We start from the raw sequence: 16,227 nt of genomic DNA, 5'->3' as shown, positions 1-16,227 counted from the left end.
GTCACGTCCCGCAGAACGTCTGCAACACACGCTGGTCCGGCAGCGGCGGATCGGCGTAGGCGGCGTACTCCGGCTGGTCCTCGAACGGCTTCGCCAGCACCTTCACCAATTCCTCGAAAGGCGCGTAGTCGTCGTTGTTGACCGCGGCCTGGATCACGGCCTCGACGCGGTGGTTGCGCGGGATGAAGATCGGATTGGCGGCGTGCATCGCGGCTTGCCGCTCGGTCGCGCTCTGCGGCTCCAGCGCGATGCGCGCGCGCCATCGGCCGGCCCATTCGTCGAAGGCTGCGGGCTCCATGAACTGTGCACGCACGTCGGCCCCGTCATCGGCCGCGGCGTCGCCGAGCTTGCGGAAGGTGAGGGTGAAGTCGGCCTGGTTCTTGGCCATGGCGTCGAGCAGATCCTGGATCAGCGCCTCGTCGCCGTCGCGTTCCGTGAACAGGCCGACCTTCTTGCGCAGGCCGGCTTGATAGGCGGCGCTGAACGTCTCGCTGAAGGCGCCGAGAATGTCCTGGGCTTCCGCGACGGCCTTTTCCTGGTCGTCGGACAACAGCGGCAGCAGGCATTCGGCGAGGCGTGTCAGATTCCACAACGCGATGCGAGGCTGGTTGGCATAGGCGTAGCGGCCCATCTCGTCGATCGACGAGAAGACCTGCGCGGGGTTGTAGGCGTCCATGAAAGCACACGGGCCGTAATCGATCGTCTCGCCGGAGATGGAGGAATTGTCGGTGTTCATCACGCCATGGATGAAGCCGACCAGCAGCCAGCGCGCGATCAGTTCGGCCTGGCGCGCGACGACGGCGCCGAGCAGGGCGTGATAGGGCCGTTCGGCCTGAAGCAGATCCGGATAGTGCCTGGTGATGACATGGTCGGCCAGCCGGCGGATCGCATCGGTGTCGCGGCGCACCGCGAAGAACTGGAAGGTGCCGACGCGGATGTGGCTCGACGCGACGCGCGTCAGCACGGCGCCGGGCAGCACGGTCTCGCGGATCACGGGCTCGCCGGTGATGACGGCGGCGAGCGAGCGCGTGGTCGGAATGCCGAGCGCAAACATCGCTTCGCTGACGATGTATTCGCGCAAGACCGGACCCAACGCGGCGCGGCCGTCGCCGCGGCGAGAGAACGGAGTGGGGCCCGAGCCCTTGAGCTGGATGTCGCGGCGAACGCCGTCGATGTCGATGACCTCGCCGAGCAGGATGGCGCGGCCGTCGCCGAGCTGGGGCACGAAATGCCCGAACTGGTGGCCGGCATAGGCCATGGCGATGGGATCGGCGCCTGACGGAACCGTCTTTCCGGCCAGGATCTCGGCGCCCTCGGGGGTCTCCAGCACATCAGGATCGAGCCCGAGCTGGACCGCCAGCGGCCGGTTCAGCTTGATCAGCCGGGGCGCGGCCACGGGGGTCGGCGCGACGCGGGCAAAGAAGCTGTCCGGCAGTGCCGAATAGGAGTTCTGGAAGGGGAAATGGACGGTCATGGAGGTAAAGATAGGCGGGGAACGCCTGATGGCAAAGGCTTGGGGCCCAATCGGCCAAAAATGGGCGCTTCAAGCCCCAAAACAGGCCGTTCCCTTGGTTGCCGCATCCGGCCTCGTCGGGTAAACCCTGCCGCAACGTCGGACCGGTCGTTTCAGGCCGTCCGATTCGTATCCTCCGACATTGATTTTTGGGACGACCATGCATCGCTACCGGTCACATACATGCGGCGCGCTCCGCGAGAGCAACATCGGCGAGACCATCCGCCTCTCGGGCTGGGTTCATCGCGTTCGCGACCATGGCGGCGTGCTGTTCATCGACCTGCGCGACCATTACGGCCTGACCCAGTGCGTGGTCGACCCGGACTCGCCGGCATTCTCGCTGGCCGAAAAGCTGCGTTCGGAATTCGTGGTCAAGATGGACGGCAAGGTTCGCCGCCGCCCCGAAGGCACCGACAACGACGATCTGCCGACCGGCAAGATCGAGATCTACGTTAGCGAGATCGAGGTGCTGGGCCCGGCCGGCGACCTGCCGCTGCCAGTGTTCGGCGACCAGGAATATCCGGAAGACATCAGGCTCAAATATCGCTTCCTCGATTTGCGTCGCGAGAAGCTGCACCAGAACATCATGACGCGCGTCGAGATCATCAAGTCGATGCGCCGGCGGATGGAAGGGCAGGGCTTCTTCGAGTTCAACACGCCGATCCTGACCGCGTCCTCGCCGGAAGGCGCGCGCGACTTCCTGGTGCCCTCGCGCATCCATCCCGGCAAGTTCTATGCGCTGCCGCAGGCGCCGCAGCAGTACAAGCAGCTGCTGATGATGTCGGGCTTCGACCGCTATTTCCAGATCGCGCCCTGCTTCCGCGACGAGGACCCGCGCGCCGACCGTCTGCCGGGCGAGTTCTACCAGCTCGACGTCGAGATGAGCTTTGTGACTCAGGAAGACGTGTTCGCGGCGATGGAGCCCGTCATCACCGGCGTGTTCGAGGAGTTCGCCAACGGCAAGCCGGTGAGCAAGAACTGGCGCCGGATTCCGTTCGCCGAGGCGCTGCGCAAATACGGCAGCGACAAGCCCGACCTGCGCAACCCGATCGAGATGCAGGACGTCTCCGAGCATTTCCGCGGCTCCGGCTTCAAGGTGTTCGCGCGCATGCTCGAAGACCCCAAGAACCAGGTCTGGGCGATCCCCGCGACCGGCGGCGGCAGCCGCGCGTTCTGCGACCGCATGAACTCGTGGGCGCAAGGTGAAGGCCAGCCCGGCCTCGGCTACATCATGTGGCGCGAGGGCGGCGAGGGCGCTGGTCCCCTCGCGAACAACATCGGGCCCGAGCGGACGGCCGCGATCCGCGCGCAGATCGGTACCAAGGAAGGCGATGCCGCCTTCTTCGTCGCCGGCGATCCCGACAAGTTCTGGAAGTTTTCGGGGCTCGCCCGCAACAAGGTCGGTGAGGAATTGAACCTCACCGACAAGGAGCGGTTCGAACTCGCCTGGATCGTCGACTTCCCGATGTACGAGTACAACGAGGACGACAAGAAGGTCGACTTCTCCCACAACCCGTTCTCGATGCCGCAGGGCGGTCTCGACGCGTTGAAGGGCCAGGACCCGCTGACCATCAAGGCGTTCCAGTACGACATCACCTGCAACGGCTACGAGATCGCCTCGGGCGGCATCCGCAACCACGTGCCGGAAGCGATGGTGAAGGCGTTCGAGATCGCGGGCTATGGCGAGCAGGAAGTCGTCGACCGCTTCGGCGGCATGTATCGCGCTTTCCAGTACGGCGCCCCGCCGCACGGCGGCATGGCCGCCGGCGTCGACCGCATCGTGATGCTGCTCTGTGGCACCAACAATCTGCGCGAAATCTCGCTGTTCCCGATGAACCAGCAGGCGATGGACCTGCTGATGGGCGCGCCGTCGGACGCGACGACCAAGCAGCTCCGCGAACTGCACGTGCGGGTGAACCTGCCGCAGAAGTGATCTCGTGCTCCGGACGCTGCGCAGCGCTTGCGCGTTGCAGCGCGTCCGGGACACGAGGGTTTGCTATCTTCCTGCAATCCCATCGATGCCTCGATCCTGAATTGCGCCAGCGCGTTCTGCGGGTCGGATTGCAGGAGCTGCATCATCTGCATCAGCGACGCTTCGGTCGCCCGGCAGCGTGACTCGTCCTCGTCCTCGTTCTCCGTTGCTCATTGTGCGCTGCGCAAGCTGCCACCTTCGGGGAACGTCGCAAGGCCCAGGGAAAGCTAGCGCTATCAGATGTTTGACAGTGCGCCCTGTTGATGGGGGCGCAATCGGATGTTGCCACCGGGCCTTCGGCCGTGCTTCATCCGGTTTCCACGACCCGGAAATACCAACCGCTTGGAAGGCTGCTCCGGATGATGCATTTTGAGGCCGGTAACGCGAGGCAAGAGACCGCATGTCGTCCTACTCCGATGATCTCCACCAGGCGGCGCTGGCCTATCACCGTCTGCCGCGCCCCGGAAAGCTCGAGATCCAGGCGAGCAAGCCACTCGCCAACCAGCGCGACCTCGCGCTTGCCTATTCCCCGGGCGTTGCCGCCGCCTGTACCGAGATCGCCAAGAACCCGGCGGAAGCCGCGACCCTGACGACGCGCGCCAATCTGGTCGCCGTGGTCTCCAACGGCACCGCGGTGCTCGGCCTCGGCAATATCGGCCCGCTGGCCTCCAAGCCGGTGATGGAGGGCAAGGCCGTCCTGTTCAAGAAATTCGCCGGCATCGACGTGTTCGACATCGAGATCGCCGCCGACACCATCGACCGCGTGGTCGAGACGGTTGCGGCGCTCGAGCCGACCTTCGGCGGCATCAATCTCGAAGACATCCGCGGACCGGAGTGCTTCGAGATCGAGGCGCGGCTGAAGGAGCGCATGAAGATCCCGGTCTTCCATGACGACCAGCACGGCACCGCCATCATCGTCGCCGCCGCCATCACCAATGGCCTCCGCCTGAACGGCAAGAAACTGTCGGACGTCAAGATCGTGGCGTCGGGGGCAGGGGCCGCGGCCATCGCGACGCTCAACCTGCTGGTGTCGATGGGCGCGCAGCGCAAGAACATCTGGGTCTGTGACATCGACGGCCTCGTGCACGAAGGGCGCAACACCTCGATGGACCGCTGGAAGGCGGTCTACGCGCAGAAGACCGACAAGCGCACGCTCGGCGACGTCATCGGCGGCGCCGACATCTTCATCGGCCTGTCGGCACCCGGTGTGCTCAAGCCCGAGATGGCCAAGTCGATGGGCGAGAAGCCGCTCATCATGGCGCTCGCCAACCCGACCCCGGAGATCATGCCGGAGGAGGCACGCAAGGTGCGTCCCGACGCGATGATCTGCACCGGCCGCTCCGACTACCCGAACCAGGTCAACAACGTCCTCTGCTTCCCCTTCATCTTCCGCGGCGCGCTCGACGTCGGCGCCAGCGCCATCAACGAGGAGATGAAGCACGCCGCCGTCGAGGCCATCGCGCAGCTCGCGCGCGAGGCGCCGTCCGATGCGGTCGCGCAGGGCTTTGACACCGGCGAGACGCAGGGTTTTGGCCCGGGCTCGCTGATCCCCAGTCCCTTTGATCCGCGTTTGATTCTCCGCATCGCGCCCGCCGTGGCAAAGGCTGCGATGGAGTCGGGCGTCGCGACGCGCCCCATCACCAATTTCGACGAATACACCGCGCTGCTCGAGCGCTTCGCCTTCCGCTCCGGCCTCGTCATGAAGCCGATGTTCGCCAAGGCAAAGACCCAGCCGGTTCGCGTGATCTACGCCGAAGGCGAGGACGAGCGCGTGCTGCGCGCCACGCAAGTGGTGCTCGAGGAGAAGCTGGCGACGCCGATCCTGGTCGGGCGTCCCTCGGTGGTGGAGGCGCGCATCAAGCGCTTCGGCCTGTCGATCAAGGCGGGCAAGGATTTCGACCTCGTCAATCCCGAGGACGATCCGCGTTACCGCTCCTACGTGCAGTCCTATGTCGAGGTCGCCGGCCGCCGCGGCGTGACGCCGGACGCGGCGCGGACGGTGGTGCGCACCAACAACACCGTGATCGCAGCGCTCGCGGTGACGCGCGGGGAGGCGGATGCGATGCTCTGCGGCGTCGAGGGCCGCTACATGAGCCATCTGCGCCACGTCCGCGAGATCGTCGGCTTCTCGCCTGGCGTCAGCGACTACGCCGCCCTGGCGCTGCTGATCACCAGCAAGGGCGCGTTCTTCATCGCAGATACGCAAGTGAGGCCCAATCCGAGCGCGGAAGAGCTGGCCGAGATCGCTTCGCTGGCCGCCGTCCACGTCCAGCGCTTCACCATCAAGCCGAAGATCGCCTTCGTCTCGCATTCCGATTTCGGCAGCTACGACACCGACTCCTCGCGCAAGATGCGCCGGGCGACCCAGCTGTTGAAGGAGAAGCATCCGGAGATCGAGGCCGACGGCGAGATGCAGGGCGACACCGCGCTCTCTGCCGCGGCGCGCCGCATGGTGCTGCCGCACTCCAAGCTGGAGGGCGAGGCCAACATCATGATCATGCCGAGCCTGGACACGGCCAATGTCGCTTATCAGATGATCAAGTCGCTGGCGGACGCGCTCCCCGTCGGCCCGATCCTGATCGGCCCGGCGCGGACCGCGCACATCCTCACCCCCTCGGTGACCGCGCGCGGCATCCTCAACATGACGGCGGTCGCCGTGGTCGAAGCGCAGGAGCGCGCGGCCCGGCAGCAGCCGACGTTGTTTACGTAGAACGGAAGCGTCGTCGGAAGTGCAAATCCTTCTCCCCCCTTGTAGGGACCTTGTAGGGGGAGAGGGGAAGAGGCGCCCCGCCGCTTTTGAATAACTTGCGGTTTTCCATTTCCCCGTTTGTAAACCGCGAACGGACTCTTCATAATCCTTGTGCGTCCCGTGCTCAGCGTTTTGCCAAGAGGCCGATCATGCCAGCGTTCGTGACTTTCGGGCGAATCCTGTTCGCCGTTCTGTTCATCTACACGGGCGCGACCAAGTTCTTTCCCCTCCAGGCGACGGCCGATTTCATCGCTGGCAAGATCGTGGTGCCCGATGCGATCGCGCCTTATGCCAAGCAGGTCGAGACGGCGACCGCGATGACGACGCCGCAGCTGCTGGCGATCGCGGCCGGCGGGCTCGAGATCATAGCGGGGCTGATGATCGCGCTGAATTTCGGTGCGCGTTTCTTCGCTCTGCTGATGGTCATCTACGTCGCGGTCTCGACCGTCCTGTTCTCCGATTTCTGGAATCAGGCGGCGCCCGACAATGCGGCGATGGTGGTCGACGCGCTGAAGAATCTCTCGATCATCGGCGCGCTGTTCATGATCATGGGGTATGGCCGCGCCACGCGGTCGGCCGAAACCGCCTACGGCGACGTCTAGCCGGACAGGCGTTTCTGCACGCGCGAGTGCGCGTGGCGTGAACCCTCATTCACACGTTATGGCTTTGAGATCACAGCGGTTCTACAAAATCGCGGCCGCTGGACCGCGCGCACCTTTCTAGCCTTGTCGGACTCTGCCGGAACCGAATACGACCAGTCGACCGGTTGGATGGGCTCGACCGGCGTGGCGTATTCGGGGGCGGGACTTGGTTCATTCGAAGCGACTGATGGCGCGTGCGGTGGTTGTTCTGGGAGCCGCGCATGCCGCAGCCCTTGCCGTCACGGCGGCTGATGCTGCCGACCTGCCCGTGAAGGCGCCGCCGAAATTGGCGCCCGCGGCGAACTGGACCCAGTTCTATGTCGGCGCAGGACTTGGCTTCGACTTCGCGTCGGGGCAGTCGAACCTGGCGCCGCTCGGCGGCGGCCCTTCGCTCTTCAGCCTCGACGGCTTGCAGGGCGCCGATCTCGGATTGTCCGCGTTCGCCGGCTTCGACGTCCAGGTTGCGACGCGCTTCGTGGTTGGCGGCTTCGTCGATTACGACTGGTCGCGGCAGCGGACGACCGTGAACGTGGGCGGGGCTGGTTTCGGGCAGACCCTCACGGCGGCCATGCCGTCGCTCGACCAGGGCTGGACCATCGGCGGTCGTGCCGGATTTCTGGCGACGCCCGATATTCTGCTCTATGGCCTCGCTGGTTACAGCCAGATGCGCATCAACAACTGGAATCTCAATTACGCGGTGCTCGGCGGCGGCCCGTCGTTCACCGTGCAGGAGCCCGCACTGACCGCGTACGGCTATACGGTGGGTGCAGGCGCGGAGTATCGCCTCGCCAACAATTGGTCGCTGCGTGGCGAGTATCGCTATGTCGGGCTTGGCCACAACACCACGGTCGATCCACTCGGCGCAGTCTGGACCACCGACCTTTCCGAGCACGTGATCCGGATCGGCGCGGCCTACCGCTTCGGCCAGTTCGGCGGTGCGGCGACGACTGCGGTAGCACCGGCGCTCAATCCGGCCTGGACCGGTGTCTATGTCGGCGCCGGCATTGGCGGTGACGCCATCACGCCCCATGTTGCGGCCTCGGCCCCTGGCATTCTGGATTTCAACGCGGCGGGGCTTGGCGGCGCCGATGTCGGCGGCACCTTCACCATCGGCTACGATCGTCAGATCGCACCGAAATGGGTGATCGGCGCATTTGGCCTGATCGACGTCGCGACGAACGGCGGGGCGAGCATTACGGCGACGGGCGCCGGTGCCGGAGGAACGATCACGTCGGATCTCGCCTCGGTGAAGTGGGCCTGGACCGTGGGCGGGCGTGCCGGCTATCTCGTCAGCCCGGAGACACTCGTCTACGTGCTCGGCGGTTACAGCGGATCGACGGCGCGCTCCGTCAGCTACGATCTCTTCGGCGCCATTCAGAGCACCAGTCCGGAGCGCGAATATCACGGCGCCACGATCGGCGGCGGCTTCGAGCGTTTCTTCAGCGACAGGATCTCGGCCCGCGCCGAATATCGCATGACGCATGTCGAGACGCGCGACGATCTGACGGACAGCTTCTTCACCAGCCTGAGCGCGGGCGGCACGATCCACACGGTGCGCGGTTCACTGGTCTATCACCTGCCGACGCCCTGAGCCGCCGATCGGCGGGGCCTAGCCCCGCCGCCACGGCGTGACGGTGACGTCGTGCGCGGCGTCGAGCATGTAAGGCGTGCCCGGCGCCAACCCGTGTGACGCCAGCACCTCGTGCGGAGTCCGCCTGGGCACATCGACGAAACAGCCTTCGCCGCCGGGCAACCGCACATGCGGGGCTTCCGAGAGCCAGAACGTGTCGTAGCGGTGCATGAACATCTCGAACACGACGGGGCCGCCGATGACGGCGACCCGTCCCGCCGCGACATCGGCAAAGGCGCAGGCATCCTCGAAGCTCGCATGCTCCGGATTCCACAGCGTCGCGTTCGGCATCTCCGGATCGACGGTGAGGGCCTTGATCTTGCGGGTGGCGATCAGCCGCTTGCGCTTGGGCGAGTTCGTCTGCTGTTCGTACGAGTTGCGGCCGTGCACGATCAGCGCGGCGCCATCGAGCGCCTGCTCGAAGAACAGCTTGTCGCCTTCGAACTTCAGGCTGTCGGGCATGACGCGACTGGCGTCGGCAAGCATGCCGTCCGCCGAGACGATGACGTAGCCTTCGAAATGGAACGTCAAGCGACGACTATTCGGAAACGGTCGTCACCACGGAACTGACCGGACGCGTGCTCACCGTCGGCAGCTTGACGTCCTTCATCAGCTCCTGGTCGTATTCGGGGAGCGAGGCGACCGGCGCCTTGGCGCGCATCGCCACCACCTTGTAGCCGCCGGCCTTGAGGCGGTTCAGCAACTCGGGCAGGGCTTCCGCCGTGTGCTTCTGGAAGTCGTGCATCAGAATGATGCCCTTGCCCTTGTTCTCGAGTTTCTTCATCACGGTCTCGATCACCTTCTCGGGCTTCGAGGCCTTGAAGTCGAAGGAGTCGATGTCGCAGGAGAAGATCGCGACGTTGCGGTTGCCGAGATAGGTGACCATCTCCGGCGGATGTTGCAGCGCCGGGAAGCGGAAGAACGCAGCCGGCGAAATGCCGCCGAGCGCCCACTTCACGGCGCTGATGCCCTTCTCTATCTCTTCCTTGCGTTGCGCTTCGGTCAGCTTCTTGTTGTTGAGGTTGGCGTGCGACCAGGTGTGAGTGCCGATGGTGTGGCCGGCCGCGTACACCTGCTTCAGGAGCTCCGGCTCGTAAGTGGCGTGCTTTCCGATCGAGAAGAAGATGCCGGTGGTGCATTGGTCGGCGAGGGCCTTCAGCACGGCGGGCGTGTTGTGGGGCCAGGGACCGTCGTCGAAGGTCAGGACGACCTCCTTGTCGCGCAGGAAGTCGAGCTCCTTGAAATGCTCGAAGCCGAAGCCGGGACCGCCTGTGGTGTCGATCTCCACGGTGCGGGCGACGCCCAGTGCGTTCGGATTGTTGCAGGCCGCGCGCGCCGGCTGCGGCGCCTGTTGCGGTGGCGGCGGGAAGGCAGCGGCTTGCGACGCGGGCGCTGCAGCAGCGGGGGCCGCGGCGGCCGGAGCCGGAGCTGCAACAGCCGGCGCCGGCGCGGGAGCGGCCTGCGTGGCCGCCACGGGTTTCGCAGCCGGGGTCTGCGACCAAGCCGCGCCTGTCAGCGCAACAGAGATCGCGCTTGCCAAAATCAGTCCTGCCGCCACACGCATGGTGTTGTCCTCGAGATGATCCCGTTGTTCCGCCGTGGCTTTTCACCTCCGGCAAAACCTATCCTGCCCAAAATATCTTACCGTTCATCCTAGCCTAGATGGTGGCCCGTCGCCATTGCAACGGCTGTTTGGCGCTTCGCCACAATTGTGCCCAAGCCTCTTTGGAGAGGCGCGTCAACTGTCCGCCAATGCCCGCGCGATCGCAGTCTTGATGCGGGTGTCGGCAGGCTCCACCGCGGATGGAAACACCTCGGCGATGTAGCCATCACGACCGAGAAGGTATTTGTGGAAGTTCCACTTCGGAACTTCCTTCGGCCGCGCTTCGGCGGCCCATCGGTAAAAGGGATGCGCCTTGGCTCCGACCACCACCGCCTTTGCCGTCATGGGGAAGGTAACGCCGTATTGGTGATGCGCGGTCTCCGAGATCTCGCTGGTGCCGCCCGGCTCCTGACCGCCGAAATCGTTGGAGGGCACGCCGATTACGATAAGGCCGCGCGCGCGAAACTCGCTCCAGAGCTCTTGCAGGCCCGCATATTGCGGCGTGTATCCGCACAGCGAGGCCGTGTTCACGACCAGCACCGGCTTGCCGGTGAAGGCGGCGAGGCGAATGTCGTCGCCTGATAGCGCCGGGAAGGAGAAGGCGTAGGCGGAAATCCGGCTCATGCCGCCATCGGCCCGCGCGCGCGTTGCCGATGCTGCGAGCAGCGCCGCGGTGAGTACGGTTCTGCGGTTCATCATGACGGCGTCCCCCGGATGTGATCCGGCACGAAGCTTACTCCGCCGTTGCGGCCGTCCCGCTCAACACCGCGTTATCGCAGCCAGGCTCAGTAGAGGCGGACGATGAAGTCGGTGCCTTCGCCGGTCTCGCCCTGGTTGATGCCCTGGTCGGAGACGATGACCGAGCCGCCGGTGGTGAGCATCTCGTTGATCTTCGCCATGGCGTCGGCGGGGATCGTGATGCGATCCAGAGCCTCGGCCGGGCTATCCGGTGTGATCACGGGCTTTGCGGCGACAGGGATCACGGTGGCGCCGCGCCGGCGCACGACACGGCCATCATCGTCGCGCGCCGCGGCACGGACGGAAACCGGCAGCGACACGACCGACCAATGCAGCGCATTGGAATCGGACTTGTCGACTTCGGCGGTGAAAACGTGCGTGCCGAGGGGCCGGTCGCTTGCGGCGATCGTCACGGGCACATCGAACAGCGGCGCAAAGTTCTGCCGCACGTAGAGCTTGGAATCCTTGCGGCTGATGAACACGGCAATCTGGCCGGTCCGCTTCGGCAGGTCGGGCTTCACGGACGGCGCGGGATCGGCGACGCGGGTCTGGTCCTTCTTCGCATCCGGCGGAGCAGCTTGCGCAGGAGCCGTGGCCGTCACTGCCGCGTCGGGCTTCGTCTCGGTTGCCGTCGTGTCGGCCTTGACCGGCTCAGACTTTGCGGCCTCGACCTTGTCGTCCGAAATTGCCTTGGGCGCTTCGGCAGCCTCGGCTGGCTTCGCGGCCGGGCTCACTGTGTCGGCAGGCTTGGCTGCTTCGTCCGTCTTCGCAGCTACGTCGGGCTGCTTGACCGGCTCGGAAGCCTCGGCTGACTTGGTGTCGCCGGTCCTGACCTCGGTCTCAACTTCGGTCTTGGCGGTTTCCTCGCGGACCGGTGCATTGCCCGTGGTCACGTCAGACATCACGGCATGACCGACCGTGGAGCGCAACTCGAGCACGGCGTCGGCGCTGGCGGTCTTCGTCTCGATCGATTTGGTCTCGACGGGGCTGGCGTCCGTGACCTTTTCAGGCGCGCCCTTGTCCGCCTTGTCGCCAACGCTGGTCGTCGGCTCGAGGCTTGCTGCGGGCTGTGGCGGGACACGCAGCGAGGCCAGCATCGGATGCGAGAAGCTTTGCGGCGTCATCTGGCCGGGCGTGACGATCACGCGCGCGCCCATCTTGGTCCAGTTCCACATCTTCACCGCGAACGCCATCGGCATGCGGATGCAGCCGTGCGAGGCCGGATAGCCCGGCAACACGCCGGCATGCATGGCGACACCGGACCAGGTGATCCGCTGCATGTACGGCATCGGCGCGCCGCTGTAGATGTTGGAGTGGTGGAATTTGTGCTTCTGGATGATGCTGAACACGCCCATCGGCGTCGAGTGGCCCTTCATCCCCGTCGACACCGGCGATTCCGCGAACACGCCGTTGGAATCGTAGATCGTCACCTTCTGCCGCTCGATCGAGACGACGATGACGAGCGGACCTTGCGGCTTCGCGCCGCTCTCCTTCTCGACGAGCGCCTCTTTCTTGTTCCTGGCGGAAGCAGCGCTGCGCTTCTGCGGCCTCAGCCGCGGCTCCTCGATACGCCGTACCTGCCGTCCATAGGATCCGTCGGAATAATCAGGATAATAATAGAACGCTGCTTCCGCCTGGCTCACTGTCCCGATCGCACCTGCCGCCGCCAGAATCGCGACCTGCCACAACCGTGCCGGCGCAGCCGAAAAAGGGGACCCGTTCACGCTATTCATTCCTCGAATCCGCAATCCAAATCAGACGTTAGTGTCGCAGAGGGGATACGCGTTCACTAGCACGGCAGTTCTGCCGTCAGCGACTTTTGTCCAATCCGTAACAAAAAAGCCTCACGGAGCGGTAAACGGCGGCCGTGTTCGCCTGCCGTCATCTTCCTGACGCGACATCCCATACCTACATTGCGGGGACTTGTTGCCGGAGAACTTCATGTCATCTCGTTTCCCCGGTCTTTCCGGCATCCGCTTGAAAGGCCTCGTTTTATTCCTTCTGGCATTGGTCGCGTCCGCGGCGACCGCGCAAGCTGCCGACGAACCGGATCTGATCTTCCGCCGCTCCACCGTGTTCAAGTGGATGAGCCCGAACGACAAGCTCGCGACCTATGGCCTGGACGACCCCGAGGTCGAGGGCGTGGCCTGCCATTTCACGGTGCCGGAGAGGGGCGGGTTCAAGGGTTGGCTCGGGCTTGCCGAGGAGGTCTCTGACGTCTCGCTCGCCTGCCGCCAGATCGGCCCGATCAGGTTCAGGGACAAGATGGAGCAGGGCGACGACATGTTCCGCAAGCGCCGCTCGCTCTTCTTCAAGAAGATGCAGATCGTCCGCGGCTGTGACGCCAAGCGCAATGTGCTGGTCTACATGGTCTATTCGGACAAGCTGATCGAGGGATCGCCGAAGAACTCGACCTCGACGGTGCCGATCATGCCGTGGGGACCGGCTGACGCGAACGTCCAGAAATGCGGCGACTTCTTTACTCAGTAGTATGATCGCGGCTGAGGCGCGGTTTCACGAGGTGCGAACCGCTCAGCCGCACGAATGCCTGCGGCGCGGCCTCGTAGCCGCATCCCGATTGCAGTGCCATCGCGCCAGGCGAGCCACTGCGGCGGCTGATCCGTCGATCGGCGCGGTCCGGCGGCTGCGTCGTGTCGCGCATCGTTGCGCGATCTTGCGCCATCATAATGACCATCCCTCACATCCGACCCTCGGATGCCGACCTCTTCAGCAGAAAACCGTAAAATGCATGTGAAGCGCTGACGTCGTCGATATGACCGCACGGCTTCAGCCAGGCCGAACGCTGGTTCCCAAGCGGGCTCAAGGCGCCGCTGCCCCTTCTGAAATGATTGATGTTTTCCGCGAATTGTTTCGTCAGGCCGCCGCCGACGAAACAATTCTCACCGGCAATGAAACCATTTTGGGCTTTGGGCGCATCACGGGAGAAACCGGTGATGGTTATCAGCGTCACAACGACGACGGCAGACCGCCGGCCACGCAATTCAGGGACATCGCCATGCGCGCGCTCAGCTTCATCCTGGCTTTCGGCTTCGTGCTCGCCGGTTCGTCGCTCGCCGGCGCGCCGGACGGCGATCTTCCTGGTATCGGCACCTTCCATTACAGCGGCTCGCCGGTCACGATCACGGCGGCGCAGCCGGTGGTTCTCGCAGCGCGCTTGTGATCAGCAACAAGACATCAGCCGGCAAAGTCCATCATGCACCTTCGTCTCTGCGCCGCGGCGTTCCTGACCCTTCTGACGATCGGCTCCGTTGATGCGCAGGTGCGCGCACCGAGCCGGTTGCCGGACCCGCGCACCGAATTCGTGAGGCAATGTGCCCCGCGCATGCTCGGACGCTGGGAGCATCCGGAGGAGGTCTGCGGCTGTCTGCATGATCATGCCGCGGCCGTTGTCGAGGACCGCGACCTTCGCGAGGCGCTGCTGCGCGGCATCAGCGAAACCGGCGTTCCCACCATCGAGACCGATTGGGTGCCGGTATCAAAGCAAAGCGAGATCGGCGCGACCTTCACCAAGATCGCCAAGCCGACCCTGCAGTGCATGTTCGATCCGGCGAAGTCTTAGGCGGTCACCTCGACTTCGGGCCGAACCGCGGCACGCAACTGGCCGTTCGCACGACGCCCTTGTCGGTCATCTTCGAACCGCGCACTTCCTTGACCTGTCCCGCCGGGCAAGTTCCGTCATCCACTTGCACGCGTTGGCCGAGCTTGAGGTCGACGATGTCCTGCTCGCGTCCGACCGTCGTTGCGCAGGCCGTTGACACGAGCGCAGTGGAGACCAGAAGCGCGAGGCAACTTGCGCGGCCAATTGTTGTGACATGTGACATGATGAGAGATCCCGAAAGCGAGCCGGGATGTTAGGGAGCGATCGGTGATTCTGATAGTCAACCTTCGTTATGCCCGCCGGGCCGGCTTGACTTTGCGCAAGGCGATGCGTGCTTCCCGCGCCAGCCGTTCGGCGGCGACGACGATGTGTGGAACCGCGTGCCCCGAAAATCCCAGCACGAAACCGGGCAGGGGTCGCGCCCGCGCGTAGGTGTCGGCGAGCAGCCAACCTTCCGCGCCAGCGGCCTGCTTCGCCTCGGTCGCGGCGACAGGCGCAACCGATGGATCGAACCGCGCCACGAGGTGCAGGCCCTGTGACGGCACCGGAACCGACAATGCGCCGTCCGAGGCCGCCTCGAGCGTCTCGGCCAGCGCATCGCGTGCCTCGCGATAGAGTCTTCGCACGCGCTTCAAATTGGCCGCAAACGCGCCGGAATTGAGCATGTCGGCGACCGCACCCTCCATCAGCGTGGCAGGAAAGCGGTCGAGCGCGGCGCGCGCGGCGGTGACGTCGCCGATGAGACGCTCGGGCAGGGCGCAATAGCCGATGCGCAAGCCCGGAAACAGTGTCTTGGCGAAGGTGCCCATGTAGATCACACGCTGGAGGCGATCGATGCCGGCGAGCGACATCAGCGGCGCGCCGTCATAACGGAACTCGCTGTCGTAATCGTCCTCGAACACGAAAGCCCCGGCCTGCCTGGCCCAGTCCAGCAACTCGAGCCGCCGCGGCATCGACATCTGCACGCCCAGCGGAAACTGATGCGACGGTGTCACATAGGCCGCGCGCGCCGATGGAGCGGCGGTGCGGCCTCTGGCGACTTGCAGCCCCTGCGCATCGACGGGAACGGGTACGGTGCGATAGCCGCATTGCGCGATGGTCCTGCGCGCGATGGGATAGCCGGGATCCTCGCACCAGACCCGATCGTCGATCTTCAGGATCGCACCGAGAACGATGCGCAGCGTGTGCAGCGTGCCCGACGTGAGCATGATCTGGTCGGGGTCGCAGCGCAGGCCCCGCGCCGAAAGCAGATGATCGGCGATCGCGACGCGCAACTCGCGGCTGCCGCGCGGGTCGCCGTAATGCAGATGCTCGCTGCCAAAGGCGCGCATCCGCCGGCCGACGAAGGCGCGAAAACGCTGCACCGCGCGCTCGTCGATATGCGTGCAGCCGAGTGCGAGCGCGCCTTGCCGCGGCGTCTCGACGATGACCTTCGACTTCTTCGGTGCAGTCGCACGTGTGGGAATCCGCGCCGCGACGTAGGTGCCGGAGCCGACGGTCGCTTGCGCAAATCCGTCGGCGATCAGCCGCTCATAGGCGGTGACGACGGCGTTGCGCCGAAAGCCGGTCTGCTTCGCCAGTGTGCGCGAGGGCGGCAGCGGCTCGCCCGGTTTGACCAGGCCAGAGACGATCATCTCGCACAGCGCCTGGTACAGCCGGTGTGCCGATGACGCGCCGGGGGTGATATGCGGCCCAGCTAGATCGAGCGGCAGTTCGGTCTTTCCAGGGGAATTGGTCGGAATTTTTTGCATGGAATTGGCAC

The 16,227-nt window shown here is 65.1% G+C and carries 15 protein-coding genes; 7 read left to right on the top strand and 8 right to left on the bottom strand.

Annotated features, from left to right (window positions below):
* Nucleotide 1: 1 nt before the first annotated feature.
* Nucleotides 2-1,474: a YdiU family protein gene (locus XH90_RS20935; protein WP_194476237.1), complete on the bottom strand. Its 1,473-nt coding sequence runs from the start codon at nt 1,472-1,474 to the stop codon at nt 2-4.
* A 199-nt stretch (nt 1,475-1,673) separates the two neighbouring features.
* On the opposite strand from XH90_RS20935, the gene aspS reads away from it, so the two are divergent.
* The 4 genes from aspS to XH90_RS20915 all read left to right on the top strand — a co-directional run bounded on the left by aspS (nt 1,674) and on the right by XH90_RS20915 (nt 8,466).
* Nucleotides 1,674-3,446: an aspartate--tRNA ligase gene (gene aspS / locus XH90_RS20930; RefSeq protein ID WP_194476236.1), complete on the top strand. Its 1,773-nt coding sequence runs from the start codon at nt 1,674-1,676 to the stop codon at nt 3,444-3,446.
* Between the two features lie 439 nt (nt 3,447-3,885).
* Nucleotides 3,886-6,195, top strand: coding sequence for an NADP-dependent malic enzyme (locus XH90_RS20925; protein WP_194476235.1), 2,310 nt, complete (start codon nt 3,886-3,888; stop codon nt 6,193-6,195).
* A 188-nt stretch (nt 6,196-6,383) separates the two neighbouring features.
* The gene (locus XH90_RS20920) at nt 6,384-6,836 is read left to right on the top strand and encodes a DoxX family protein (RefSeq protein WP_194476234.1); all 453 of its coding nucleotides are present in this window, start codon (nt 6,384-6,386) and stop codon (nt 6,834-6,836) included.
* Between the two features lie 226 nt (nt 6,837-7,062).
* Nucleotides 7,063-8,466 carry an outer membrane protein gene (locus XH90_RS20915; RefSeq protein ID WP_194476233.1) on the top strand — a complete coding sequence of 468 codons (1,404 nt, stop codon included), beginning with the start codon at nt 7,063-7,065 and terminating at the stop codon, nt 8,464-8,466.
* Nucleotides 8,467-8,484: 18 nt separating this feature from the next.
* Here XH90_RS20915 and XH90_RS20910 read toward each other — a convergent pair whose 3' ends face one another.
* From XH90_RS20910 to XH90_RS20895, 4 genes are all read right to left on the bottom strand, one after another.
* The gene (locus XH90_RS20910; protein WP_194476232.1) at nt 8,485-9,036 is read right to left on the bottom strand and encodes a dihydrofolate reductase; all 552 of its coding nucleotides are present in this window, start codon (nt 9,034-9,036) and stop codon (nt 8,485-8,487) included.
* Nucleotides 9,037-9,043: 7 nt separating this feature from the next.
* A complete protein-coding gene (locus XH90_RS20905) occupies nt 9,044-10,069 on the bottom strand; it encodes a polysaccharide deacetylase family protein (RefSeq protein ID WP_194476231.1) in 1,026 nt (341 codons plus the stop codon).
* 174 nt (nt 10,070-10,243) lie between these two features.
* Nucleotides 10,244-10,807 (bottom strand): glutathione peroxidase, encoded by a 564-nt coding sequence (locus tag XH90_RS20900; protein ID WP_194476230.1) that lies wholly within the window; start codon nt 10,805-10,807, stop codon nt 10,244-10,246.
* Nucleotides 10,808-10,893: 86 nt separating this feature from the next.
* On the bottom strand, nt 10,894-12,579 hold the full coding sequence (locus XH90_RS20895; RefSeq protein ID WP_194476229.1) for a L,D-transpeptidase: 1,686 nt from the start codon (nt 12,577-12,579) through the stop codon (nt 10,894-10,896).
* Between the two features lie 208 nt (nt 12,580-12,787).
* Here XH90_RS20895 and XH90_RS20890 point away from each other — a divergent pair, with 208 nt between their 5' ends.
* Entirely contained in the window at nt 12,788-13,336 is a 549-nt protein-coding gene (locus tag XH90_RS20890) for a CreA family protein (RefSeq protein ID WP_194476228.1), read from the top strand.
* On the opposite strand, the gene XH90_RS20885 is transcribed toward XH90_RS20890, so the two are convergent.
* Nucleotides 13,326-13,541, bottom strand: coding sequence for a hypothetical protein (locus tag XH90_RS20885; protein WP_371748257.1), 216 nt, complete (start codon nt 13,539-13,541; stop codon nt 13,326-13,328). The two genes, XH90_RS20890 and XH90_RS20885, sit on opposite strands and share 11 nt — an antisense overlap.
* 78 nt (nt 13,542-13,619) lie before the next feature.
* Here XH90_RS20885 and XH90_RS20880 point away from each other — a divergent pair, with 78 nt between their 5' ends.
* Both XH90_RS20880 and XH90_RS20875 read left to right on the top strand, forming a co-directional pair.
* Nucleotides 13,620-14,027 carry a hypothetical protein gene (locus XH90_RS20880; protein ID WP_194482909.1) on the top strand — a complete coding sequence of 136 codons (408 nt, stop codon included), beginning with the start codon at nt 13,620-13,622 and terminating at the stop codon, nt 14,025-14,027.
* A gap of 33 nt (nt 14,028-14,060) precedes the next feature.
* Nucleotides 14,061-14,426, top strand: a complete 366-nt coding sequence (locus XH90_RS20875; protein ID WP_194476227.1) for a hypothetical protein — start codon at nt 14,061-14,063, stop codon at nt 14,424-14,426.
* Nucleotides 14,427-14,430: 4 nt separating this feature from the next.
* Here the strand turns inward: XH90_RS20875 and XH90_RS20870 are convergent, their stop codons facing one another.
* Both XH90_RS20870 and XH90_RS20865 read right to left on the bottom strand, forming a co-directional pair.
* The gene (locus XH90_RS20870; protein ID WP_194476226.1) at nt 14,431-14,688 is read right to left on the bottom strand and encodes a DUF6719 family protein; all 258 of its coding nucleotides are present in this window, start codon (nt 14,686-14,688) and stop codon (nt 14,431-14,433) included.
* Between the two features lie 67 nt (nt 14,689-14,755).
* Entirely contained in the window at nt 14,756-16,216 is a 1,461-nt protein-coding gene (locus XH90_RS20865) for a PLP-dependent aminotransferase family protein (protein WP_194476225.1), read from the bottom strand.
* Between the last annotated feature and the right edge of the window lie 11 nt (nt 16,217-16,227).

The organism is Bradyrhizobium sp. CCBAU 53338 (genome assembly GCF_015291665.1).
GTDB lineage: Bacteria > Pseudomonadota > Alphaproteobacteria > Rhizobiales > Xanthobacteraceae > Bradyrhizobium.
Note: the sequence above shows the minus strand (reverse complement) of the source record. Positions and strands in the feature narration are given on the sequence as shown.

Bases quoted from the DNA above. Each gene is read 5' to 3' on its own strand.
- XH90_RS20935 (WP_194476237.1), bottom strand. From the start codon at position 1,474: ATGACCGTCCATTTCCCCTTCCAGAACTCCTATTCGGCACTGCCGGAC.
- aspS (WP_194476236.1), top strand. From the start codon at position 1,674: ATGCATCGCTACCGGTCACATACATGCGGCGCGCTCCGCGAGAGCAAC.
- XH90_RS20925 (WP_194476235.1), top strand. From the start codon at position 3,886: ATGTCGTCCTACTCCGATGATCTCCACCAGGCGGCGCTGGCCTATCAC.
- XH90_RS20920 (WP_194476234.1), top strand. From the start codon at position 6,384: ATGCCAGCGTTCGTGACTTTCGGGCGAATCCTGTTCGCCGTTCTGTTC.
- XH90_RS20915 (WP_194476233.1), top strand. From the start codon at position 7,063: ATGGCGCGTGCGGTGGTTGTTCTGGGAGCCGCGCATGCCGCAGCCCTT.
- XH90_RS20905 (WP_194476231.1), bottom strand. From the start codon at position 10,069: ATGCGTGTGGCGGCAGGACTGATTTTGGCAAGCGCGATCTCTGTTGCG.
- XH90_RS20900 (WP_194476230.1), bottom strand. From the start codon at position 10,807: ATGATGAACCGCAGAACCGTACTCACCGCGGCGCTGCTCGCAGCATCG.
- XH90_RS20895 (WP_194476229.1), bottom strand. From the start codon at position 12,579: ATGAATAGCGTGAACGGGTCCCCTTTTTCGGCTGCGCCGGCACGGTTG.
- XH90_RS20890 (WP_194476228.1), top strand. From the start codon at position 12,788: ATGTCATCTCGTTTCCCCGGTCTTTCCGGCATCCGCTTGAAAGGCCTC.
- XH90_RS20885 (WP_371748257.1), bottom strand. From the start codon at position 13,541: ATGGTCATTATGATGGCGCAAGATCGCGCAACGATGCGCGACACGACG.
- XH90_RS20880 (WP_194482909.1), top strand. From the start codon at position 13,620: ATGACCGCACGGCTTCAGCCAGGCCGAACGCTGGTTCCCAAGCGGGCT.
- XH90_RS20875 (WP_194476227.1), top strand. From the start codon at position 14,061: ATGCACCTTCGTCTCTGCGCCGCGGCGTTCCTGACCCTTCTGACGATC.
- XH90_RS20870 (WP_194476226.1), bottom strand. From the start codon at position 14,688: ATGTCACATGTCACAACAATTGGCCGCGCAAGTTGCCTCGCGCTTCTG.
- XH90_RS20865 (WP_194476225.1), bottom strand. From the start codon at position 16,216: ATGCAAAAAATTCCGACCAATTCCCCTGGAAAGACCGAACTGCCGCTC.